Origin of the sequence: Staphylococcus casei (assembly GCF_030294405.1) — a bacterium.
In the GTDB taxonomy this organism is placed as follows: Bacteria; Bacillota; Bacilli; order Staphylococcales; family Staphylococcaceae; genus Staphylococcus; species Staphylococcus succinus.
This window is the reverse complement of sequence record NZ_CP125718.1, coordinates 2,514,073-2,537,091: the sequence shown is the minus strand read 5'-3', so window position 1 is coordinate 2,537,091 and position 23,019 is coordinate 2,514,073. Positions and strand designations below refer to the sequence as shown.

Here is a 23,019-nt window from a genome sequence, read left to right as displayed (position 1 = left end):
ATGTTAATCCTCTAATACTATGTCTGACTTTGCCAAGTCAATTGTCGTATGGATTAAAAGATTAATCCCTTTTTCAACTTGTTCATAAGTCACGGATTCTTTTGGAGAATGACTGATACCATCTTTGCAAGGGATGAAAATCATACTTGTAGGACAAATCGGTGCAAAATTCATGGCATCATGACCGGCACCACTATACATATAGCGGTATGCATAATTTAAATGTTGACACTTTTCTTCAGAAATTTGTGCAATCTTTTGATTGAAACTGCGAGGCGTGTCTTGTCCTAAATCCTCAATATGATAATTGCTACGGCGACGTTTAGTAATTACATCAATAGCTTGATGCATTTCTGAAACTACTTGTTCACGAATCGTTTTATCTTTTCCACGAATATCTATGAGTAACGTCACTTCACCTGGAATGGCGTTCATGGTATTGGGATAAACCTGAGCGTAGCCAACAGTAGTGACGATGCCTTTATCATGATAAGATTGCCCCAATGCTTCGATTTTCAAAATAATGTCAGCAGCTGTTGTGAGGGCATCTGTTCTCATAGGCATAGGTGTAGAACCGGAATGACTCGTTACACCTTGCACTTTTAGTTTGAAACGATGTGGTGCAGCAATATCAGTTACAATACCTATATCTTTGTGATTATTTTCAAGTATGGGTCCTTGTTCGATGTGTAATTCTAAAAACGCTTTGATTTTATTGCGTTCAAATAAAGCAGTCTTACCGTGCATATCTTGGGCGAGCGGTGCCACTATATCATAAAGTATATTGCCCTCATTATCTTTAATGAATTTCATATCTTCCTTTGTCATCTTACCAGTAAGGTATTTACTACCTAATGTTGCTTCGTTAAAACGAGTCGATTCTTCACAAGCAAAAGCAATAATAATAATAGGATGGTCTGTTTCAATATTATGAGTATTTAAATGTTCGACTACTTCTAGTGCCCCTAATACACCAAGCAAACCGTCATACTGCCCTCCATCTTTTACTGTGTCAATATGAGAACCTAAAACGATGGGTTTTAATGATGGGTATTTACCTTCTCGACGTGCAATCACATTTCCAAAGAAATCGAAATATACATCTAAACCTGCTTTTTGGCATAGCATAGAAAATTTCAATGCGGCTAAACGTTCAGGATGTGTAAAGGCAATACGGTTAATACCGCCATTGGCTTCATTACGTGCAAAGTTATTAAAGGTCTGAAAATTTTCAATTACATTTTGTAAATACATTAGGCCTCTCCTCCATTACTTTTGACAATTTGATCTAAAAATTGTACCGCTTGTTTGTAGATTGATTGGGCTGTTTCATTTACCTCTCTATCAAAATCATGGATTTCTAATGAAAGTGAAGTGAAATGACTGTGTTTAATGCATCGATGAATATGCTCACTTTCACTATATGGAACATCAGGATCTCCAGTACAATGAACAATAAATGTTGGTGGAAATGCTTTGAGCTGTTGCGGTGAAATATTGTAATCACTTTGTGTCGAAGATTGAATACCTAAGTAAGCCATCCATTGGGCTTGTCCACGAACATATAAATAAATAGGATATCTTGTTTGGATTGGTCCAGATACCAAAGGTTGCGACTGAATGAGTTGATTTAATATATCTGGTGTAATTTGTGACGACAACGCTTGATATTGTTTGTTCGGACGTAGAAATGCTGGTACGTGTATACGACAATAACCATAGAAATCAATAACACCATCCGCGTTACGATGATGTGCTGTTAACATTGCTAAAAAAGCACCAGCTGAGCGACCAAATGTGAATATGGGAAGTGTTGGATATTGTTGTTGTATTGTATCGTATTGGGTCAAAGCATCGTTAATAATTACATCGATATTGCTCTCGGGTGCTAGACGATATGATACAAGTACAAGATGATAATTTTCTGTGAGTATATCAATATACTCTTGGGGGAGATCATTGGATTGGCCAAATATGAGGCCGCCTCCATGAAAATAAAGGATGACGCCTTTAGATGATGTGCTTTTAGCCTCAATGATTGTATATGGTAATGTAAAGCCATCTATGGTTGTGCAACTTGTGGTGGGTTCAATCATTATGACAATCCTCCTATAGATACATTTTGCTAAATATAGTATCTCAAAAAAAGGAAAAGAAGTATTTGTATAAATCGAATAAAAGTATTAAGTATTATTGTGAGAAATGTGAATGATAACTCAAATGTAAACGCTTATAATTAATTGTGAAATAGAAAAGGAGTTGAATTGTATGGACATCAGATCTTCTTTTGAAGCTTTAGATAACAAACTTACATCATGTGGTGGTTTGAACGGTGGCGGTATTACGCGCTTACTTTATTCAGAAGCATGGTCAAATGCAATACATACATTAAAAAATACATTAGAAAATGAAGGATTCGAAGCACGTTTTGATAGTGTAGGTAATTTAAAAGGACGTATTGAAGGCAGTAAATACCCTGAGGAGACAATTATGTCAGGGTCACATATTGATACGGTAGTAGAAGGTGGGCATTTAGATGGTCAGTTTGGTGTGTTAGCAGCTTTGGTTGCAATGCAATCATTGAAAGCTGAGTATGGTCAACCTTTACGGTCACTGGAACTACTAGCATTGGCTGAAGAAGAGGGGAGCCGTTTTCCTTATGCGTTTTGGGGGAGTAAAAACTTCTTCAATTTAGCGAATAAAGCTGACGTATCATCTATTGCTGATGGTGAAGGTGTAAACTTTGAAGACGCAATGCATGAAGCGGGATTTAATTATCGTACAGTAGACAATGATTTTAGTTATATCAAATCATTTGTTGAAGTGCATATTGAACAAGGTAAAGTACTAGAAAGTGAACAAAAAGCAATTGGTATTGTTAATGGCATTGTAGGGCAGAAGCGCTACACAGTTAACCTTAAAGGCGAAGCTAATCACGCCGGAACAACGCCTATGGGGTTAAGGAAAGATGCGGTCGTCGCTTTTAGTAAAATAGCAAACGAATTAACTGATCAAGCCCGCGCATTTGGAGATCCACTAGTGATTACGTTTGGTCGTGTAGATCCAGTACCTAACACTGTAAACGTGGTTCCCGGGGAAGTTACATTTTCTATAGATTGTCGTCATATTAATCAAACTGAGTTGAATCAATTTGCCGAAAAAATTGATGCCTGCATCAAGCGTGTGTCAGAAGAAGAAGCGGTAGAATATGATATTGACCTGTGGATGGATGAAGCACCAACGTTAATGGATGAACAACTGGTAAGTGAAGTCAAAAAGGCTGCAGAATACGTTGTGGGACCATTAGATTGTAAAGTAATGCCATCAGGTGCAGGACATGATTCTCAAATATTTGCTAAATATATACCGACAGCAATGATATTTGTACCTTCGATTAACGGTATAAGTCATAACGTTGAAGAAGAAACTGATATAGAAGATTTGGTTAAAGGCATAGAAGTCTTAAAACAAGTATTGTATCAACTCGCTTACAAAGAATAATTTCAAGTATTAGGTTAAACGCTTTCATCAAAAGTGCTATTGAGCATATCTAATATACAAAAATAGATAAGTAAAGGAGATTTTATATTTATGGGTTACTTAAATCATAATCAAGGTTACAGAGAAGGTTTATTAGAAACACGTTCAGTGATTAAAAAAGATAACTATGCAGTCATTACACCGGATGGTTTAGTAAATAATGTTGTCCCTGGATTCGAGGACTGTGATGTGACAATTTTAGGATCACCAAGAATTGGAGCACATTTTGTAGATTATTTAGTGACATTAAAAAATCAAGGTGGCAATACACAAGGATTTGGTGGCAACGGTGTTCAAACATTTATCTATGTAGAATATGGAAATATAAATGCATATGCAGATGATAAAAAATATGAACTAAATGCAGGTGGATATTTGTATGTACCACCACATTTAGTAATGACTTTTGAAAATAGTAATCAAAACAATGATAGCCGCGTTTTCTTATATAAAAAGCGTTACCAACCTATCAAAGGGTATACGCCAGACATCGTCACAGGAAATGTAAATGATATGACTCAAGAACCGTATGAAGGTATGGCGGAAGTAAAAATTCTCGATTTATTACCTAAAGAGTTAGCATATGACATGAATATTCATATTCTTTCGTTTAAACCTGGTGCCTCACATGGCTATGTTGAAACACATGTGCAAGAGCATGGCGCATATGTATTAAGTGGCCGTGGTATGTACAACCTTGATAATGACTGGTTACCTGTAGATAAAGGAGATTATATCTTTATGGGTGCCTATGCTCCTCAAGCGACCTACGCGGTTGGTTTAGATGAACCTTTTGCATACATCTATTCAAAAGATGCCAATAGAGATATAGAAATTTAAGGAAGGTTGTTAAGTATGGACGCAGAGGGATTAGTGTACGTCGAACAAGGTAAATTACGACATTTATTTAAAGAAAAACTCATAAATGTAGGTTTGCCTGAAATACAGGCTGATAAGACAGCTGATTTACTAATATTTGCAGATGCTCGTGGCATACATTCGCATGGTTCTGTACGCATGCAGTATTACGCAGAACGTATAGTGAAAAAGGGGTATAACCTCCAACCTAAACTAAAATTCACACAACAAGGGCCTTCATCAGGGACATATTTTGGAGATAATGCGATCGGCCATTATGTTGCTTTTGAGGCGATGGAAGAAGCAATAGCATTAGCACAATCTAGTGGTATTGGTATGGTAGGCGTTCAAGAAATGGGACATAGTGGTGCGATTGGTTATTTTGTAGAACATGCTGCACAACAAGGAATGGTTGCACTAACGGTATGTCAATCAGACCCAATGGTTGTTCCTTTTGGCGGCACCGAACCATACTTTGGTACAAACCCAATTGCTTTTGCTTCACCACGAGCATCTGGAAATCCAATCCTATTTGACATGGCTACAACTGTACAAGCATGGGGAAAAATTTTAGATGCCCGTTCAAAGCAAAAAACCATTCCGGATACATGGGCTGTTGATGCACAGGGTGAACCGACGACAGACCCATTTGAAGTAGCCGCTTTATTGCCTGTAGCGGGACCTAAAGGTTATGGACTCATGATGATGGTTGATATTTTAGCTGGTAGCTTATTAGGATTACCTTTCGGCAAACATGTTACCTCAATGTATGAAGACTTAAGTCAATATCGTAGGTTAGGGCAATTTCATATCGTCATTAATCCTGCTTATTTTGGGGATGAGGCACAGTTTTTAAGACAAGTTTCTGACATGGTGGATGAGTTACATGATATCGAACCTGCGAAAGCATTCGATCAGGTCTACTATCCAGGTGAAATTCAAGAAGAAGTTAAAAAGAATTATGCTGAAAGTGGTATTCCAGTAGCGCGTAGTATCTATGACTACTTAATCTCTGACACTAGTTATTAAATACATTGGAGAAGTGAACAGGGCAATTGTATGTATAAATAATAAATGACAAATTGTTCTCAGTAGCTTCTTTTTAATGCACATATCGTTTAAATGTTTAATTTGTGAAAAAATATTTTTAATATTGGATGAAGCATAAAGCTAACAATATCGATAAAAAAGTTAATTGTTAGAGAATGATAAAACAAGGAGGTATGAAGATGCGTATATCAAAAGAGAAATTATTTGACTTAATGAAAAATAAATTAGTTAAAGCTGGGTTGAATGAAGCTGCTGCAAATGATGTTGCTGATGTACTTACTTTCGCAGATCATAGAGGTATTCATTCGCATGGTGCGGTAAGAGTAGAATATTATGCAGAACGTATTGCTAAGGGCGGTATTACTACGAATCCTAATTATCAATTTGAACGTACTGGACCTTCTACAGGCGTATTTGAAGGAGATAATGGTCCGGGACATCAAGCTGCAAAAGAAGCTATGGATAAAGCAATTGATATGGCTAAAGAGAACGGAGTGGCTGTAGTAGGTGTGAAACATATTTCTCACAGTGGTGCTTTAGGTTATTTCGTAGAGATGGCAGCACAACAAGATATGGTTGGTTTAAGTATGTGCCAATCTGATCCAATGGTAGTGCCGTTTGGTGGAACTGAGCCATACTTTGGTACAAACCCAATTGCATTTAGTGCGCCTTCAAATGATGAACGTATAATTACATTTGATATGGCTACAACTGTACAAGCTTGGGGGAAAGTACTTGATGCACGTGCAAAAAACCAATCTATTCCAGACACTTGGGCTGTTGATGCACAAGGTGAACCAACGACAAATGCTAGAGATGTACATGCGCTTGTGCCTGTAGCGGGACCTAAAGGTTATGGCCTCATGATGATGGTTGATATTTTGGCAGGAAGTCTACTAGGTGTGCCACATGGTGTCCATGTTTCATCTATGTATAAAGATTTAACGAAAGGACGAGATTTAGGACAGCTTCATATTGTCATTAATCCAGCATTCTTTACTGATTTAGAGCAATTTAAAGTTAGAATTTCAACAATGTTAGACGAACTTAAAGCACAGCCGGCTGCAGAAGGATTTGGTGAAATATTCTATCCAGGTGAACGCGGACGCTTGCGCAGTGATAAATATGACAGTGATGGTATTGAAATTGTTGATGAAATATATAACTATTTAGTGTCAGATAATGTGCACTATGATCGTTATCACGGAAAAAATCGATTTGCTGAATAATAACGGAGGAATAGTATGCTATACACAATAATTAAAGAAAATACGTATCAAGATTCGATTGTATTAATGTTGTTATCGAATAAATTATCTGCTATTGAAGGTGTGAATCAAGTATCTATTATGATGGGTACGCCTGCAAATAAGGATATCTTCAAATCTTCGGGATTAGGTACTGCAGAATTAGAAAATGCTAAACCTAATGATATTTTAATTGTCATTGATACAGATGATGAAGCGAAAATAGCTGAAGTTGACCAAGAGATAGAAGCTGAATTAAAAGGCAAAGCAGAAAGTGATAGTCAAACACACAAACAAGATGAAGCTTCGAATTGGAAACGCGCATTAGAGCTAGCAGAAAAGCCAAACCTTGCACTTATTTCTATACCAGGGCAATATGCTGCAATGGAAGCAGAAAATGCACTCAACCATAATTTGAATGTATTTATGTTTAGCGATAACGTTGCAAAAGAAGATGAAGTACGTTTAAAGGCAATGGCACATGACAAAGGGCTTTTAGTTATGGGACCAGACTGTGGAACTGGAATTATACATGGTTTGCCACTTGCATTTACTAATACTGTCAATGCAGGCGACATAGGCGTGGTAGGCGCTTCTGGAACAGGTATTCAAGAGGTAACGACAATTATTGATCGTGAAGGTAAGGGCGTGACAAATGCGATTGGAACTGGTGGTAGAGATTTGTCTACGGAAGTCGGTGCAGTAACAATGCTCGATAGTATTAAAGCACTAAATCAAGATCCTAAAGTGAAAGTGATTACTGTGATTTCTAAACCACCAGCTAAAGCAGTTGAAGCGAAAGTACTTAATTTATTGCGAAATATTGATAAACCGGTAGTAGCATTGTTCTTAGGAACTAAACCTACTTATACAGAAGCAAATATTTATCATGCTTATACGTTAGAAGAAGCAGCGCGTGTGTCAGTACAACTATCTAATGGAGATACGCCAAACTTCAAACCCAAAGTATTGGATAATATTTCAGTCAATTTAACTGCTAAACAAGATGGTATTAAAGGATATTATTCAGGTGGTACATTAGCTTCCGAAGCGGCGATGTTAGTGAAAGATACATTGGGGGATGACTCAGATAGTGAGACGCCGGAAGGGTTTTCTTATAAAGGTGGTAACCATGAAATCGTTGATTTAGGTGATGATATATATACACAAGGTAGACCACACCCAATGATTGACCCAACTAAGCGTATTGAAATGTTAGAAAAGTCTGCAGAAGATCCATCAACAGCAGTGATTATGTTAGATAATGTCATTGGCTATGGTAGTCACGATGATATGGCAAGTGAGCTTGCTCCAACTATTCAAAATATACGCGCAAAAGTGAGGGAAGATGGTCGTTCTCTCGCAATACTTGTTACAGTGGTTGGGACAGAACATGATTATCAAGACTATCATGCACAAATCAATACTTTAAAAGCAGCAGGCGCTATCGTTTGTGATACCAACGATCAGATGGTTCGTACGGCAATTAATTTAATTGGTGGTACGGTTGCACAACCAGAACGAGAAGTACAGAACTTTGATGTGGAAGCAGTAGATTTAACTGTAGATGATAAAATAATGAATTTGATAAATCATAAACCAAGTGTCATTAATATTGGATTGCAAAGTTTTACTGAAGCTATTCAATCTAATGAAGCGCAAGTGGTTCAATTTAATTGGCGTCCAATTGCTGGTGGTGATGAAAAATTAATGAAAGTACTACAATTTTTAAATAACTACGAAGGAGAGACGGTATAACATGGGTTACAAAACAATAGATGAAGCGAACCAAGCGGTTATTGACAAAATGATTGCAGCAGCGCCATTTTTAGTAGATGTGGTACCTGCAAAATCTAAAATTCCTGAACTTACAGACCATGTCTTGCTACATGCTGGACCACCAATTGAATATGAAAATATGACTGATCCGATGCAAGGTTCTTGTGTAGGTGCCATTCTTTTTGAAGGTTGGGCAAGTAATGAACAAGGTGCACGTGAATTATTAGAACATGGAAAAATTACGTTAATCCCTTGTCATCATGTGAATGCCGTGGGGCCTATGGGAGGTATAACATCTGCAAATATGCCTGTCCTCGTAGTTGAAAATAGAGAAAGTGGTAATGAAGCTTATTGCCAAATGAATGAAGGTATCGGTGCGGTGCTACGTTTCGGTGCTTATAATGAAACGGTAGTCAACCGTCTGCATTGGATGAAAGATGTATTAGGTCCAGTGTTAAGTAAAGCCTTGCACCAGATGAAAGATGGTTTGAATGTAAATGTGTTGATTGCTAAAGCGATTGCGATGGGTGACGAATTCCATCAACGTAATATAGCAGCTTCATTAGCCTTTCTTAAAGAAGTGACACCAATTATTAGTGCCTTAGAAGATGTTGAACAAGCACAGCGTACAGAGGTTATTCAATTCTTAGCTGATACAGACCAATTTTTCTTGAATATTGCTATGGCAACTGGAAAAGCAATGATGGATGCTGCGCGTCAAATCGAACATGGCACGGTAGTGACTGCTATGTGTCGTAATGGTGAAAATTTTGGCGTACGTATTGCAGGTATGGGCGATCAATGGTTTACTGCACCTGTTAATACACCACAGGGCTTATATTTCACTGGTTATTCTGCGGATGATGCTAATACGGATATTGGAGATTCTGCAATTACAGAAACAATTGGTGTAGGTGGTATGGCAATGATTGCTGCGCCTGCTGTTACGAGATTTGTTGGCACAGGTGGTTTTGATGATGCTTTAAAAATCAGTAATGAAATGACAGAGATTTGTATTGGTGAAAATCCTAACTTTGCGATTCCGACATGGAACTTTAAAGGTGCTTGTCTAGGCATAGATGCCCGTAAAGTTGTAGAAACAGGTATTACACCTGTAATTAATACAGGTATTGCGCATAAAATAGCTGGTTATGGTCAAATTGGGGCTGGCACAGTCCATCCGCCAGTGGAATGTTTTGAAAAAGCAATTACAGCTTACGCTGAGAAATTAGGTTTTGAAACGTGATTTTTCACGCTACAGCGATAGGCAAGATTGCCCAGGAAATATTGGAAAAGAGAAAATCGTTCTACGTGCATAGTATTTTTAAAAAAGGGTTTAATATTGTAAGTGAAGAACAGGAACTTATATTTGTAGGAAGTGATGAAAATGGAACTTTCCCATTTGGTATTGTCATTGATCAACAAACAAAAGCACAATTATTTCAGGTGATTTGTAAGGGTCAAACTATCAAATTAGGTCCTAATGCAATTTATATTAATGCAGCATGTCAACTTGTATGGCAAGTTGAACATTTACCACTGAATGACTGGAATAGCACTACACATAATAAGCAATTTGCATGTAACATAAAGCACTACGATTTTTCAGAGTATCATCAAACAGACTTTGATTACGAAAAAATGAAAAAGTTTATGCGCTTATTAGAGTACGGAAGTGGAGAAACAGTTGAAACCTATTATCGCTACATTATAGGTAGAGGACAAGGGCTCACGCCTTCAGGTGATGATATATTAACAGGCATGCTGTTTGTTCATTTTATTCATCCATATATAACGAATCAAAATTTAGAAATATTAGCACATATACTTGAAAAGCCACTTACTACTCTTGTCGGTGAGACTTTTTTGAAATGTGCACAAAAAGGACAATTTAGTTCGAAAATTTCAGTGTTGCAACATGATCCATCATTATATCACATGAACCAATTGTTAGAAGTTGGATCAACTTCGGGAAAGGATACATTGTATGGTATGTATGTAGCACTAACTTTAAGGAGTGAAGCGTATGGGTAAGCGAGTTGTACTTGCTTTAGGCGGGAATGCAATCTTACAACCTAAACAAGAAGCATCATACGAAAATCAATATAACAATGTATATGCTGCTACACGTAAAATGGCAGAGCTAAAAGAGAAAGGCTACAACGTTGTAGTCACACACGGTAATGGTCCACAAGTGGGCAATATTATAGCGCAAAATGAAGCAGCGAAAGAAATTGTAGAACCTTTACCTATTAACGCATGTAATGCTGAATCACAAGGTTTTATTGGATATATGATGGAAGAAGCATTAAAAAATCACTTGGAAGCTTTAAATATTGATAGCAGCGTCGTAACTTTACTTACAATGGTAGAAGTAGATAAAGATGACCCAGCATTTAAAAATCCATCAAAACCTATTGGCGTCTTCTTTAATGAGTTAGAAGCCAAACGTTTAGAGGAAACACATGATTTTGTAATGGTCGAAGATGCAGGCAGGGGATATCGTCGTGTCGTTCCTTCTCCAGAACCTTTAGTGATTCATGGCGTAGACCAAATTAAATCATTGATTAATCAAGCGATTGTGATTTCTTCTGGTGGTGGGGGTATACCAGTTTATAGAGACGAAAATGGAACAATCCATGGTGTAGAAGCTGTTATCGATAAAGATCGCTCAGGGTTAAAACTGGCACAACAAGTTGAAGCAGATACGTTTATGATGCTGACAGATGTTCCTAATGTATATGTAAATTTTGGTAAAGATAATGAACAAAAGTTAGAAACTATTTCTGTTGAGCAAGCTAAAAAATATGTTGCGGAAGGACAATTTCCAGCGGGGAGTATGTTACCTAAGATAGAAGCTGCGATTCAATTTGCTGAATTAGGTAAAGAATCTATTATCTGTTCATTAGACGATGCAATTGATGCACTCGATGGTAAAGCCGGTACACGTATTGTCTTAGAAAAAGCGACAGAAATAGTTAATTAAAGATAGTTGTTTATATACGAATCGTTCAAAGAAGATGTGTTTGATCGATTCGTTCTATTATTATAACTAAAGATGAAAAAGAAAGGTGGTATAAGATGACAGAACCCGTTCGTATACATAGAATTAAAGAAAATTGGGGCGTGGTATTAGCTATTATATTCATTGCTTCTACGTTACGTGCACCACTGACTTCAGTGGGTCCTGTAGTAGATGAGGTTAAACACGTCATGGATATTAATAATAGTGTTGCTGGTATTCTAACCACTATACCGCTAATTATTTTTGCTATTGTCTCTCCGCTTGTATCAAAGGTCACATCTCGTTTAACAATGTCTCGAACGATATTATATTCTACTGTACTGTTAATTATAGCTTTATACTTAAGAGTAGCTGGAGATTTTAACGTGTTTTTGATTGGGACAATATTACTCGGTGTTGCTATTGCCTTTGGTAATGTTGTGCTACCGAGTTATGTTAAATGGTATTTTCCAATGCAAATTGGATTAGCTACAGGTATTTATAGTGGGACAATGAATTTTACTGCTGGATTAGGAGGTGGACTAAGTTTCCCTCTTTCAGAAATGATGCCAATAGGTTTTAGACTATCTTTAGCATTTTGGATTATTCTTGCACTAATTGCCATCATACTTTGGTTACCTAAAGCGCGTAGAGGTACTGAATTGGAGAAAGCTACTGCCACTCAATATCAGGCGCAGAAACCTAAAAAGGTAAGTATTATAAAATCAAAATTAGCATGGATGGTTGCTTTGACAATGGGTTTTCAGTCCATGATATTTTATACTGTTGTGGCATGGGTGCCATCAATACTCGTTGATAGAGGGTTAGATCCATCAACTGCTGGCTATTTATTAATGTTAAATCAATTTTCCCAAGTGCCAATGACATTCACATTTCCAATTATTGCATCTAAGTTGAAAGACCAACGTATGTTAATAGTGATTATCACGATTTTATTTTTACTAGGGTTTAGTTTATTCTTTACTCAATCACTCATATTGCTTATAGTGGGTATTATTATTGCTGGATTGGCGATGGGTGCATGTTTCAGCTTATGTATGACGTTTTTTTCTATACGTGCGCGCACGAGTGAAGGTAGCATTGCATTATCTGGTTTTGGGCAATCAGTGGGCTATTTAATAGCAGCTATCGGCCCATTCTTGATTGGTTATCTACATGATGCTACGGGAAGTTGGATTTCAGGTATTATAGCTTTAATTATAATGTCTATACTATTCTTTATCTTTGGTTATCCTGCCTCGAAACAAAACGTGATTGAAGATAGTTAACTACATCTAATTTAAAAACAAAAAGCAGCCGCTGATATGAGTCAACGGCTACTTTTTTGTGTATGGATATTATTCACTTGTTTCATAATATTTGAGCAAAGTACTTACAGCTTGTTCTAAGTTAAGGTTATCTACCCCTTGATGTGCGAGATAAATTGAAAAGGTAGATAAGAAAGTTAAAATGTTTTGCTTCTCTATGGCGTAACCCATAATTCCAATTCTCCAAATTTTTCCTTGTAGTTCGCCGAAAGAACCAGCAATTTCGATACCATAATTTTTAAGTAATCCTAATCTAAAGGCATTGTCATCTACACCTTGTGGTATTTTCACGCAGATTACCATTTTCATTTCATTGGATTCATCGCCAAAAATTTCAAGACCTAATGCTTTTAAGGCTAATTTTAATCCTTCTTGATGATAGCTATGGCGATGGGCACGATTTTCAATACCTTCTGCGAGTGCTAATTTTAAACCAGTATATAAAGCATAAATAGATGTAGTGGATTCAGTGTGGTGATTTAAACGTTTAGGGCTCCAATAGTCTTGTAACTGAGTTAAATCTAAATAGTTACTTCTGATGAAATCATCTTGTTCAGTGATTTCGTTAGAGCGTATCCCGAGTTCTACACGTTTACGACGATTGATTTCTTCGCTAAATCTATCATTGAATGTAATAGGAGTGATACCGGAAGGGATAGACAGACACTTTTGAGCACCACCGATAACGGCATCTAATTCCCAATCATCAACAGGAATGACCATGCCTTGATATGTAGCTACAGCATCTACAACTGAAAAAATACCACGTGTTTTACAGGCGTGCCCAATTTGATCAATAGGCTGTAAACGACCAGTAGATGTTTCACCGTGTACAATTGCAAGCACTTTGGGATTAACACGATCTAAAGCTTCTATAATTTCATCTTGATCAAAAACTTCGCCCATTGGTTTTTTTATATTATGTACAACTCCGCCAGCGCGTGTTACAAGTTCTGTAAATAAGTAACCGAAGCGACCAATAATTGGTACGAGTACATCATCGCCTGGTTTAACGATACTTGCAATGACAGCTTCTAAACCAGCACGACTTGTGCCATCAATAGGGAACGACCATTTGTTTTGTGTCAAAAATGATTGGCGAATAAGTGCCATTGTTTGATTCATAATATCTACAAATTCATAATCAAATTGACCTAAGATAGAGTTAGACATAGCTTGAGAAACGCGGGGGTCCACGCTCACAGGGCCGGGTGTCATAATTAAGCGCTTATTAATTTTCAATGCATCCATATTTATTACCTCATTTTCTATAAATTACGTCATAATATAGTATACCTTATTACAGAAAGCGAATATTTGTTGAAATTGATGAAAATTATACATTAATTTGTGTGAATATTACAAAAATTAAAAGGGGAATGATTTTATATACTAGATGTGGCTATGAATGTACTTCTTGCAGAGCTGAATCTATAGCACTAGCAAATGCATACATTTGATCACTCCAATTACTTGGATCATTTCGGGAGTAACTTGAGAGATTGCCGTTTATAAAAAATGATTGGCGGAGTGCAGTTGTTAACTCTAATTGAACTCCAGCGCCTTTTGCATTTCTATTTGCAATATTTTGAGATGATGTTCCTTGTAAATAGCTTGGTGTTGCTGCCACATTAAAGTTTCTACGTTCTAATTGCTCTTTGATGGCTGCACGTAATGCATCATCACTGCCTCCAAGATAAACAGCGGGTTCATTACCACCTGCACCGTGTATCATCACAGAATTTGACATTTGAGCTTGCATATTTTCAATAATAGGTTCGTCGTAATGAGTTGAAGTAACATGTAATTCGGAATTATTAACTGAGCGAATACCTTCGAAACTATAGTAATTATAATTGCCATCTTCAGCAATTATCTTTGACAGCTCAGTAGTACCAGCTTCAATGCTACCACCGTGTATGGCAGCAATAATGTTCGCGCTATATGTTTCATCGGTTGAGATAATCCAGTCGGAGCCTTCTTCGGTATTTTCCATTAATTCTGACATGGAAGCATAGGTATCTGCAGCATAAACAGGTTTAAAAGAGGACATAAACAGGTAAAAGAATGAGAGTAAGAGCGTAATGATACATATATTCAATTTAGTAAAACGATGTGTGTATGCATTTTTAATTATCATATAGGACTCCTCTTAATTTTAAAAAGTAATTTATACAATTTATAATATCATATAATTTGAGTTATTATAAATTAAATATATAATAACTTTTAGTAAATTCTCGTTTTTAAAAATACTTCATAAAAAAGGATATATGTTATAAAATTAAGGAGTAATATATTTATGTGGGTGCTTATCATTGAATTTGATAAGTTGTTTGCAAAAGGTGATTGCTATATTTTAACAATAGATTATATGCTACACTACATATCTTTCCTTATAAATTAAAATAATAGAGGTGTAAAATTATGATAAATATTATATCGGCAATTGGTTCGCTTGGAACATTTATCATGGCACTATTTTACTTTGTGTCTGTAAGTATCCAATTGTACCAAATGAAGATCAGCTTTCTGCCAGCACTTAGTTTTAACCAAATATTGATTACGCGAGACCATAATCAATTACAGCTGAAAAATACAGGTATTGATAGTGAATCTGAACAAGATTATATGAAATTATATAACTTAGGTGGTGGGGCAGCTAAGAATATAAAAATTGAAATATACATTGGCTCGCAAGATGTACTACAAGAAAAATATGTAAACATTTTACCAAGTAAGGAAGGCTATTTACTTCCTATAAATAAAGATGTATTTACTGAAATAGAAAATACAATTCAAAATAATGGATATCAATCAGATTTAAACGTGAAAATCACTTATAAACATAACGTTAGTAGAAAAACACAGGAACTACATCTTAATGGGAAAATAGATAGTTTTAATACGTACGATGAAAAATCTGTCTATGAGTTACAATTTTTTGATAAAAAAGAATATGTTTAAAATGAAGTTGCCATTATAGGTAGCTTCATTTTCATTGTTAATGACTTACTTAAAAAATATTACAGTTAGTTGTTAACCTTAGGTTTTTGTATGTTTGCTTAATATCTATTAGAATGAATAATGAATTTGAATTTTGGAGTGACAATTAATGATCAAAGTTAAAGCACCAAGTCCTATATTTTTGGAAAGCAACCAATCAGAACATGCTATATTATTATTACATTCTTTCACAGGTACTGTACGTGATATGAAGCTATTGGCAACTCAATTAAACACTGCGGGATTTACGTGCTACGTGCCTTCATACAAGGGTCATGGGTTAATGCTTGAAGCGCTTATGACTTATGATACAGATCAATGGTGGCAAGACGTATTAGATGGTTATCAGTTTTTAGTGGAAAAAGGATATTCGAAAATCAGTGTCTGCGGTCTATCTTTAGGTGGATTATTATCATTGAAATTGGCAGAACACAAACCTATTGATTCAGTGGCAATCATGTCTACACCATATAGAAAAGACGATGCTGGGCTTGCCGATAGATTAAAATATTATGGGCAGCGTATGGGGGATTTAATTGGATTAGAGCAACAGGAAATAATTAATCAACTAAACCAAATTGAAGATTATACGCCTGAATTAAATAAGTTCCAGTTAATGGTAGAAGATGTTATGTCAAAGGTTAATCAAATTAGTGCACCTATTACGATAAAGTACGGTGAACAAGATGATGCGTCATATGAAACAAGTGCACAATACATATATGAACATATTTCACATGAGCAAAAAGAGATACAAGGATACAAGTTATGCAAACATTTAATGACATATGGTGAAGGTCATATTGAAGTTGAACAAGATATCATCGCCTTTTTTGAAGATTATGAATAATATTTAACATAAGGTTTTTGCAGGTTGAACTGTAAAGCTGTGACAACGTTTCAAGATGTTGTCACAGCTTTTTTAATAGTTAAGATCTCCAAAAGGTAGTACAGTTTATCTTGTCTTCAATATTGTACTGAATCATGTCTTTAAGAAGATTGAAGTCGATTTCTTGTGTCCACTTTATACGAAATAAATTATTGGTTTGTGCATAACCTGCAACATTAATACGCTCATTAAATGCATTCATACATTTAGTTTCAGGAGCAATTGAAAAATGTTGCTTGGATTTACTGAATGCGATGATGAAAGTGCCGTGGTGTGTAAACATGGGTTGATTCCATTTAATAGTTGTTTCTAGTTCAGGAAATGTTTCGGCAACCCATTTGAAGACGGCGGTCATAATTTCTTTATGTTTATCATTCTCAAAAGATTGTAAAAAGTCGTTTAATTGGCTCATTTATCATTTCTCCTACAATAAAATTTTGAAATCGCAATGTGCTTGGGTCAGGTTTGATACATAATAATACTTCAATATTAAATGATATTGATTATGTTCATCATAGCAAATTTATATAATAGAAAGCATGTTAATAGGTATTTAATTAATAATATTAATATTATAGAAAGTAGACGAAAAAAGTCCAACAAAGCATTTGAACTTCGTTGGACTTTTTTTATTTATGATGTAGCTTTATTACGATTTTTAATAGAAAAATCTAGGATTAAACCAAGTAGTAGTAATACAATGAATGGCAGAAGCCAAGCAAGTTGTATATTAGCTAATGGTAAAGCTTGGTACAGATGTATTAAAACTGTAAATAAGTTGAAATCATTAAATATCTGTAATATTGAAATTATTAAAGTTACTATCGTTGGTATGATAAATGCGAATTTCATTTCAAAGGGAATAAAGATACTAATCAACGAAATAATGACCAAAACGATAGAAGTTGGATAAATAAATGTTAATAACGGTTCGGCGATTTGTAATATTAGGTCTAGGCCTAATATTGAAACTAAGAAGCCTAACAAAGAAAAGATAAGTACGAACATCTTATAAGATATTTTCGGTAATTTTTTCATTGCAAAAGCCGCACACGCATTTACAAGACCTACACAAGTTGTTAAGCACGCAAGTATAACAATTACGCCAAATATTAAGTTGCCAACTGGTCCAAATACGCGTAAGGCATTATAAGTCAAAATACCTGTGCCATCTTGTAGCCCAGCATGACTTGTTGTCGCACCAACATAGGCTAAAGCAAAATAAATGATAAGTAATAAGATGGCGGAAATAAATCCAGACTTGATGACATTTTTCACAAGTGTCTTATGATCATTTACGCCACTGAGCTTAAACATTTGTACTATTACTACTGAGAATGCTAAAGCAGCGACTAAATCCATTGTAAAATAGCCTTGTAATATACCAGAGACAATAGGTGTCTTGGCGTATTCTCCATTGGCATGGCCGATAGATCCATCAGGATTAATAATTACAAGAATACATAAAATGGCTATGATAATAATTAAAATCGGTGTTAAATATTTTCCTAAATTATCTATAATACGGCTCGGATATAAAGCGATAAAATAAACAATAATGAAAAAGATAACAGAGAAAATAAGTAATGTTAAATGATTGTGTACTGGTAAAATATGATTTGTCCCGATTTCGTAAGCAACATTAGCAGCTCGAGGGATACCATATAATGCACCGATAGATAAATATATACAAATAGCGAATATTGTTCCAAAAATAGGATGAACTTTGTTCCCAATACTTTCGACGCCGCCGTTCATATAGGCTACGACAACGACTGTTATATATGGCAATAAGATGCCAGTTATAGCGAATCCAGTCATAGAAATCCACATATTTTCTTGAGCTGTATAACCTAACATTGGTGGGAATATTAAGTTACCTGCTCCAAAGAAAAATGAAAAGAGCATGAGACCAGATATTAATACGAGTCTATTCATTTCATATACCTCAATTTCAAGGAGATTTACTTGCACAAAACACAAGCAACTTTAACATAGAATGCAACCTAATTCAATAAAATTTCTGACAATTTATAATATTGGAAGTATTGTGTTTTGTGAATTGACACAGAATATACAATTTAACTTACAGTACCTATTTTTTGAAAAAATTTATTGCTGTAGCACATATCTTGAAATTACTATTGAGTGCAAGTGCGAAAAATGGTATAGTATATGCTATCTCACACAAACGCTTTAACGCAATAAAGTTTTGCAAAATATAAAGGATGTAACGTTATGAATAAACAATCGCAATGGAAGTCGTCGACCGGCTTTATTTTAGCAAGTGCAGGCTCTGCAATAGGACTAGGCGCTATGTGGAAATTTCCATATATGGCAGGCATATATGGTGGTGGCGCATTTTTATTAATGTTTTTAGTATTTACGATATTTGTTGGTTTACCTTTACTTATGATGGAATTTACTGTAGGTAAAATGGGGAAGACTTATACAACAAAAATATATGAAAAATTAACACAGAAAAAATGGCTCAACATAATTGGTTGGAACGGTAATTTAGCAGTATTTGTACTATTTGGTTTTTACAGTGTTATTGGTGGATGGATTATCATATATATATTTAATGTAGCATTACAAATGATAACGTTTAGTGATGATAAATTAGGAAACATACAATTCGAAGCAATTATTGGCAATCCGTTTTTAACAATCGTAGGGCAAGGTATTTTTATATTATTAACGATGATTATTGTGATGATGGGTGTGGAAAAAGGATTAGAAAAAGCATCTAAATTTATGATGCCATTGCTATTCATCTTTTTAATTGTCATAGTTATTAAATCACTCACACTTGATGGTTCTATGGAGGGACTAAAATATATATTACAACCTCGTTTAGAAGATATTTCCATGCAAGGTATACTATTTGCATTAGGACAATCTTTCTTCACCTTATCATTAGGTACTACGGGTATGATTACTTATGCCAGTTATGCCTCTAAGGAAATGACAATTAAGACATCAGCCATTTCTATAGTAGCTATGAATATATTAGTTTCTATTTTAGCTGGTTTAGCGATATTTCCAGCAATCGCTGCTTTTGGCTATAAACCGACAGAAGGTCCAGGATTGTTATTTAAAGTATTGCCTAAAGTATTTGATCAAATGGCGTTCGGTTCAGGTTTTTATTTAATCTTTTTAATATTATTCTTGTTTGCAGCACTGACATCTTCAATTTCACTATTAGAGTTAAATGTGTCGAACTTCACTAAGAATGATAATGCTAAACGAAAACCTGTTGCATTTTGTGCTAGTGTTCTAGTATTTATGATTAGTATACCAGCGACATTATCATTCAGTAGTTTGAGTGGTATACACTTTGGAGCTGGTACAATTTTTGATAATATGGACTTTTTAGTTTCAAATATATTAATGCCTTTGGGTGCTTTAGGTACAACGCTAGTAGTCGGGCAGTTATTGAATAAAAAAGATTTGAAAGCGCATTTTGGTAAAGATAAATTTAAGTTATTTATGCCATGGTATTATTTAATTAAGTTTGTTTTGCCAATAGTTATAGTGCTGATCTTCGTCGTTCAGTTCATATAATAGTTAATAGCAAAAAATCTCGTGCATTTTGTACGAGATTTTTTTATTATTGCGTATAATTATATTATTTATGAATGTTGACGCGTACATTTGTATTTAGTACAATGCAATTAAATTATTTATTAAAAAAGTCAATTGATAAATGCTGATTTCAGATTTATTCATAGTGATTTTTTAATAGATAAAAATTTTCGCTGTTTATGTAAGCGTTTTCTTATGGAGGTGGGAAATTTTATGAAAGCTATTATTGGAAAGTTTTTTGAATTATTACCACGCTTTATTGTGAATTTATTTATCTAATATATGGTGGTATGTATTTGTGTTTGAAATATTATAAACTAAGAGGTGTTTGAAATGAATCATAGACAGAATAAGTATAGTATTCGTAAAATGAGTTTTGGCGCTTCTTCAATTTTAATAGGCGCATTGTTATTTTTAGATATAGGAATGGCACAAGCCGCTGAAGGAACGAATACACAGGGAATGAATAAACAACATCAATTAATTGGGAATCAGTTGGGGAATGATGAACAAAAAATTGAAGTGAATAATATTCAAACTACACCAGTTAATAATGATAAAGCACAAACCAATAATGAGCGTACTACTCAAGTTGAGAATGATGGACAAAACAATTCACCGGAAACAAGCTTGCATAAAGCGTGGGGAACTATGGCATCTGATTCACAAAAAGTGGATGATACTATAGACTCAGCATATAACGAACAAGATAAAAACAAAGAAACAGCAACGAAAGAAGAGATAGACCCAGCATATAACGAACAAGATAAAAACAAAGAAACAGCAACGAAAGAAGAGATAGATCCAGCATATAACGAGCAAGATAAAAACAAAGAAACAGCAACGAAAGAAGAGATAGATCCAGCATATAATGAACAAGATAAAAACAAAGAAACAGCAACGAAAGAAGAGATAGACCCAGCATATAATGAACAAGATAAAAACAAAGAAACAGCAACGAAAGAAGAGATAGACCCAGCATATAACGAACAAGATAAAAACAAAGAAACAGCAACGAAAGAAGAGATAGACTCAGCATATAACGAGCAAGATAAAAACAAAGAAACAGCAACGAAAGAAGAGATAGACCCAGCATATAACGAACAAGATAAAAACAAAGAAACAGCAACGAAAGAAGAGATAGACCCAGCATATAACGAACAAGATAAAAACAAAGAAACAGCAACGAAAGAAGAGATAGATCTAGCATATAATGAACAAGATAAAAACAAAATGACAGAACGTAATGACTTCACAGCAGTACAAAGTAATCATTCTAATATACTTACTACAAATCGAGAGAATGACGCTATAGCTCTTGAAAAATTAAATGGAGCAAAGATAAACTTTGATAACCAAAAGAACGAACCTGATAAAGACGATAATGTAACTGTGTTGAAAGAAGGGGCATTAGCTACCACAAATAATCAAACGCAGCAAAGTAGCATGCCAATGACTGAACAACCAAGTAAAATAGCGAAGCAAGGAGAATATAAAAATCAAGATCCTATTATATTAGTACATGGATTTAATGGTTTCACAGATGATATTAATCCATCTATTCTCTCGCATTACTGGGGTGGAGATAAATTAAATATTCGTCAAGATTTAGAAAATAATGGATATGAAGCATATGAAGCAAGTATAGGTGCATTGAGCAGTAACTATGATCGAGCAGTTGAATTATATTATTATATTAAAGGTGGAACAGTAGATTATGGTGCAGCGCATGCTGAGAAATATGGGCATGAGCGTTACGGAAAGACATATGAAGGCGTCTATAAAAATTGGCAACCAGGGCAAAAAATACATTTAGTAGGTCACAGTATGGGTGGTCAAACGATAAGACAAATGGAAGAATTGTTGCGAAATGGCAACCAAGAAGAAATTGAGTATCAAAAAGCGAATGGCGGCGAAATATCTCCATTATTTAAAGGTGGCAATGACAACATGATTGCTTCCATGACAACATTAGGTACACCACATAACGGCACACATGCTGCAGATCAACTTGGTAATGAGGCTTTCATAAGGCAATTAGCATTTGATTATGCCAAATTTAAAGGGAATAAAAATTCTAGAGTTGATTTTGGACTAGGACAATGGGGTCTTAAACAACGAGAGAATGAATCCTATATCAATTATGTTAATAGAGTTCAAAATAGTAATTTATGGAAAACGCAAGATAATGGTTTTTATGATTTAACACGCGAAGGTGCAACAAAATTAAATCAAACTACATCATTGAATCCTAATATTGTTTATAAAACGTATACAGGAGAATCAACGAGACCTGCTTTATTAGGAAGACAAAAATCTGATATTAATATGTTCTTGCCATTTACGGTAACCGGTAACGTCATCGGTAAAGTAGCAGAAAAAGAATGGAGAGAAAATGATGGGCTTGTTTCTGTTGTGTCAGCACAACACCCGTCTAATCAAGCCTTTGTAGAAGCTACAGATGAAATCGAAAAAGGAGTATGGCAAGTTACACCTGTCAGACATAATTGGGATCACGTTGACTTTGTGGGACAAGACTCAACCGATTCTAATCATACACAAGCAGAGCTACAACAATTTTGGCATGGTATTGCTGAAGATTTAGTGAAAGTAGAAGCAACCGAAGCATAATCATGCTTCAGTTAGAATTATATATAGGAAATGAGGGTTTAATATGACTGGTGATTTCTTTGATTTGATGGGTTCGTTTTTCAACGTACTTAAAACATT

General features: G+C 35.2%; 19 protein-coding genes. 13 read left to right on the top strand and 6 right to left on the bottom strand.

The genetic code is table 11. The annotated features are described in order from the left end of the window. Positions 1-3 precede the first annotated feature (3 nt). Positions 4-1,254, bottom strand: a complete 1,251-nt coding sequence (locus QMO72_RS12335; RefSeq protein WP_103266422.1) for a Zn-dependent hydrolase — start codon at positions 1,252-1,254, stop codon at positions 4-6. After that, a complete protein-coding gene (locus QMO72_RS12330; protein ID WP_103266421.1) occupies positions 1,254-2,096 on the bottom strand; it encodes an alpha/beta hydrolase in 843 nt (280 codons plus the stop codon). Before QMO72_RS12330 ends, QMO72_RS12335 begins: the two co-directional genes overlap by 1 nt. Before the next feature lie 172 nt (positions 2,097-2,268). On the opposite strand from QMO72_RS12330, the gene allC reads away from it, so the two are divergent. From allC to QMO72_RS12285, 9 genes are all read left to right on the top strand, one after another. Next, a complete protein-coding gene (allC, locus tag QMO72_RS12325; protein WP_103266420.1) occupies positions 2,269-3,501 on the top strand; it encodes an allantoate deiminase in 1,233 nt (410 codons plus the stop codon). 90 nt (positions 3,502-3,591) lie between these two features. Continuing rightward, positions 3,592-4,380, top strand: coding sequence for a (S)-ureidoglycine aminohydrolase (gene allE, locus QMO72_RS12320; RefSeq protein WP_103266419.1), 789 nt, complete (start codon positions 3,592-3,594; stop codon positions 4,378-4,380). 15 nt (positions 4,381-4,395) lie between these two features. Then, the gene (gene allD, locus QMO72_RS12315; RefSeq protein ID WP_103266418.1) at positions 4,396-5,427 is read left to right on the top strand and encodes an ureidoglycolate dehydrogenase; all 1,032 of its coding nucleotides are present in this window, start codon (positions 4,396-4,398) and stop codon (positions 5,425-5,427) included. Positions 5,428-5,627: 200 nt separating this feature from the next. Next, positions 5,628-6,677 carry an ureidoglycolate dehydrogenase gene (gene allD / locus QMO72_RS12310; protein WP_103266417.1) on the top strand — a complete coding sequence of 350 codons (1,050 nt, stop codon included), beginning with the start codon at positions 5,628-5,630 and terminating at the stop codon, positions 6,675-6,677. Between the two features lie 15 nt (positions 6,678-6,692). Then, complete coding sequence (locus tag QMO72_RS12305) at positions 6,693-8,453, top strand: acyl-CoA synthetase FdrA (RefSeq protein WP_103266416.1); 1,761 nt, start codon at positions 6,693-6,695, stop codon at positions 8,451-8,453. A 1-nt stretch (position 8,454) separates the two neighbouring features. Next, positions 8,455-9,720, top strand: a complete 1,266-nt coding sequence (locus tag QMO72_RS12300; protein WP_103266415.1) for a YlbE family protein — start codon at positions 8,455-8,457, stop codon at positions 9,718-9,720. After that, the gene (locus QMO72_RS12295; RefSeq protein ID WP_103266414.1) at positions 9,717-10,508 is read left to right on the top strand and encodes an oxamate carbamoyltransferase subunit AllH family protein; all 792 of its coding nucleotides are present in this window, start codon (positions 9,717-9,719) and stop codon (positions 10,506-10,508) included. Before QMO72_RS12300 ends, QMO72_RS12295 begins: the two co-directional genes overlap by 4 nt. After that, positions 10,501-11,460 carry a carbamate kinase gene (gene arcC / locus QMO72_RS12290; RefSeq protein WP_103266413.1) on the top strand — a complete coding sequence of 320 codons (960 nt, stop codon included), beginning with the start codon at positions 10,501-10,503 and terminating at the stop codon, positions 11,458-11,460. Before QMO72_RS12295 ends, arcC begins: the two co-directional genes overlap by 8 nt. Before the next feature lie 95 nt (positions 11,461-11,555). After that, positions 11,556-12,767, top strand: coding sequence for a CynX/NimT family MFS transporter (locus tag QMO72_RS12285; protein WP_103266412.1), 1,212 nt, complete (start codon positions 11,556-11,558; stop codon positions 12,765-12,767). A gap of 69 nt (positions 12,768-12,836) precedes the next feature. On the opposite strand, the gene QMO72_RS12280 is transcribed toward QMO72_RS12285, so the two are convergent. Together QMO72_RS12280 and QMO72_RS12275 are read right to left on the bottom strand one after the other, a co-directional pair. Next, on the bottom strand, positions 12,837-14,057 hold the full coding sequence (locus QMO72_RS12280) for a pyridoxal-phosphate-dependent aminotransferase family protein (protein WP_103266411.1): 1,221 nt from the start codon (positions 14,055-14,057) through the stop codon (positions 12,837-12,839). Between the two features lie 151 nt (positions 14,058-14,208). After that, positions 14,209-14,946: a poly-gamma-glutamate hydrolase family protein gene (locus QMO72_RS12275; RefSeq protein WP_103266410.1), complete on the bottom strand. Its 738-nt coding sequence runs from the start codon at positions 14,944-14,946 to the stop codon at positions 14,209-14,211. A gap of 287 nt (positions 14,947-15,233) precedes the next feature. Here QMO72_RS12275 and QMO72_RS12270 point away from each other — a divergent pair, with 287 nt between their 5' ends. Both QMO72_RS12270 and QMO72_RS12265 read left to right on the top strand, forming a co-directional pair. Further along, positions 15,234-15,773, top strand: coding sequence for a hypothetical protein (locus tag QMO72_RS12270; RefSeq protein WP_103266409.1), 540 nt, complete (start codon positions 15,234-15,236; stop codon positions 15,771-15,773). A 148-nt stretch (positions 15,774-15,921) separates the two neighbouring features. Beyond that, on the top strand, positions 15,922-16,662 hold the full coding sequence (locus tag QMO72_RS12265; protein ID WP_103266408.1) for an alpha/beta hydrolase: 741 nt from the start codon (positions 15,922-15,924) through the stop codon (positions 16,660-16,662). 79 nt (positions 16,663-16,741) lie between these two features. On the opposite strand, the gene QMO72_RS12260 is transcribed toward QMO72_RS12265, so the two are convergent. Then, positions 16,742-17,113: an iron chaperone gene (locus QMO72_RS12260; RefSeq protein ID WP_103266407.1), complete on the bottom strand. Its 372-nt coding sequence runs from the start codon at positions 17,111-17,113 to the stop codon at positions 16,742-16,744. Positions 17,114-17,334: 221 nt separating this feature from the next. Beyond that, positions 17,335-18,639, bottom strand: a complete 1,305-nt coding sequence (gene brnQ / locus QMO72_RS12255; protein WP_103266406.1) for a branched-chain amino acid transport system II carrier protein — start codon at positions 18,637-18,639, stop codon at positions 17,335-17,337. Positions 18,640-18,939: 300 nt separating this feature from the next. Here brnQ and QMO72_RS12250 point away from each other — a divergent pair, with 300 nt between their 5' ends. Then, positions 18,940-20,268, top strand: a complete 1,329-nt coding sequence (locus tag QMO72_RS12250; RefSeq protein ID WP_103266405.1) for a sodium-dependent transporter — start codon at positions 18,940-18,942, stop codon at positions 20,266-20,268. Positions 20,269-20,622: 354 nt separating this feature from the next. Next, positions 20,623-22,920 carry a YSIRK-targeted triacylglycerol lipase gene (lip, locus tag QMO72_RS12245; RefSeq protein WP_286093192.1) on the top strand — a complete coding sequence of 766 codons (2,298 nt, stop codon included), beginning with the start codon at positions 20,623-20,625 and terminating at the stop codon, positions 22,918-22,920. The last annotated feature ends 99 nt before the right edge of the window (positions 22,921-23,019 follow it).

Excerpts from the sequence above, each read along its gene's own strand:
- QMO72_RS12300 (WP_103266415.1), top strand. The coding sequence starts at position 8,455 with ATGGGTTACAAAACAATAGATGAAGCGAACCAAGCGGTTATTGACAAA.
- QMO72_RS12275 (WP_103266410.1), bottom strand. The coding sequence starts at position 14,946 with ATGATAATTAAAAATGCATACACACATCGTTTTACTAAATTGAATATA.
- lip (WP_286093192.1), top strand. The coding sequence starts at position 20,623 with ATGAATCATAGACAGAATAAGTATAGTATTCGTAAAATGAGTTTTGGC.
- QMO72_RS12285 (WP_103266412.1), top strand. The coding sequence starts at position 11,556 with ATGACAGAACCCGTTCGTATACATAGAATTAAAGAAAATTGGGGCGTG.
- brnQ (WP_103266406.1), bottom strand. The coding sequence starts at position 18,639 with ATGAATAGACTCGTATTAATATCTGGTCTCATGCTCTTTTCATTTTTC.
- QMO72_RS12280 (WP_103266411.1), bottom strand. The coding sequence starts at position 14,057 with ATGGATGCATTGAAAATTAATAAGCGCTTAATTATGACACCCGGCCCT.
- allD (WP_103266417.1), top strand. The coding sequence starts at position 5,628 with ATGCGTATATCAAAAGAGAAATTATTTGACTTAATGAAAAATAAATTA.
- arcC (WP_103266413.1), top strand. The coding sequence starts at position 10,501 with ATGGGTAAGCGAGTTGTACTTGCTTTAGGCGGGAATGCAATCTTACAA.
- allC (WP_103266420.1), top strand. The coding sequence starts at position 2,269 with ATGGACATCAGATCTTCTTTTGAAGCTTTAGATAACAAACTTACATCA.
- QMO72_RS12265 (WP_103266408.1), top strand. The coding sequence starts at position 15,922 with ATGATCAAAGTTAAAGCACCAAGTCCTATATTTTTGGAAAGCAACCAA.
- QMO72_RS12250 (WP_103266405.1), top strand. The coding sequence starts at position 18,940 with ATGAATAAACAATCGCAATGGAAGTCGTCGACCGGCTTTATTTTAGCA.
- QMO72_RS12305 (WP_103266416.1), top strand. The coding sequence starts at position 6,693 with ATGCTATACACAATAATTAAAGAAAATACGTATCAAGATTCGATTGTA.
- QMO72_RS12335 (WP_103266422.1), bottom strand. The coding sequence starts at position 1,254 with ATGTATTTACAAAATGTAATTGAAAATTTTCAGACCTTTAATAACTTT.
- QMO72_RS12260 (WP_103266407.1), bottom strand. The coding sequence starts at position 17,113 with ATGAGCCAATTAAACGACTTTTTACAATCTTTTGAGAATGATAAACAT.
- QMO72_RS12330 (WP_103266421.1), bottom strand. The coding sequence starts at position 2,096 with ATGATTGAACCCACCACAAGTTGCACAACCATAGATGGCTTTACATTA.
- allE (WP_103266419.1), top strand. The coding sequence starts at position 3,592 with ATGGGTTACTTAAATCATAATCAAGGTTACAGAGAAGGTTTATTAGAA.
- QMO72_RS12270 (WP_103266409.1), top strand. The coding sequence starts at position 15,234 with ATGATAAATATTATATCGGCAATTGGTTCGCTTGGAACATTTATCATG.
- allD (WP_103266418.1), top strand. The coding sequence starts at position 4,396 with ATGGACGCAGAGGGATTAGTGTACGTCGAACAAGGTAAATTACGACAT.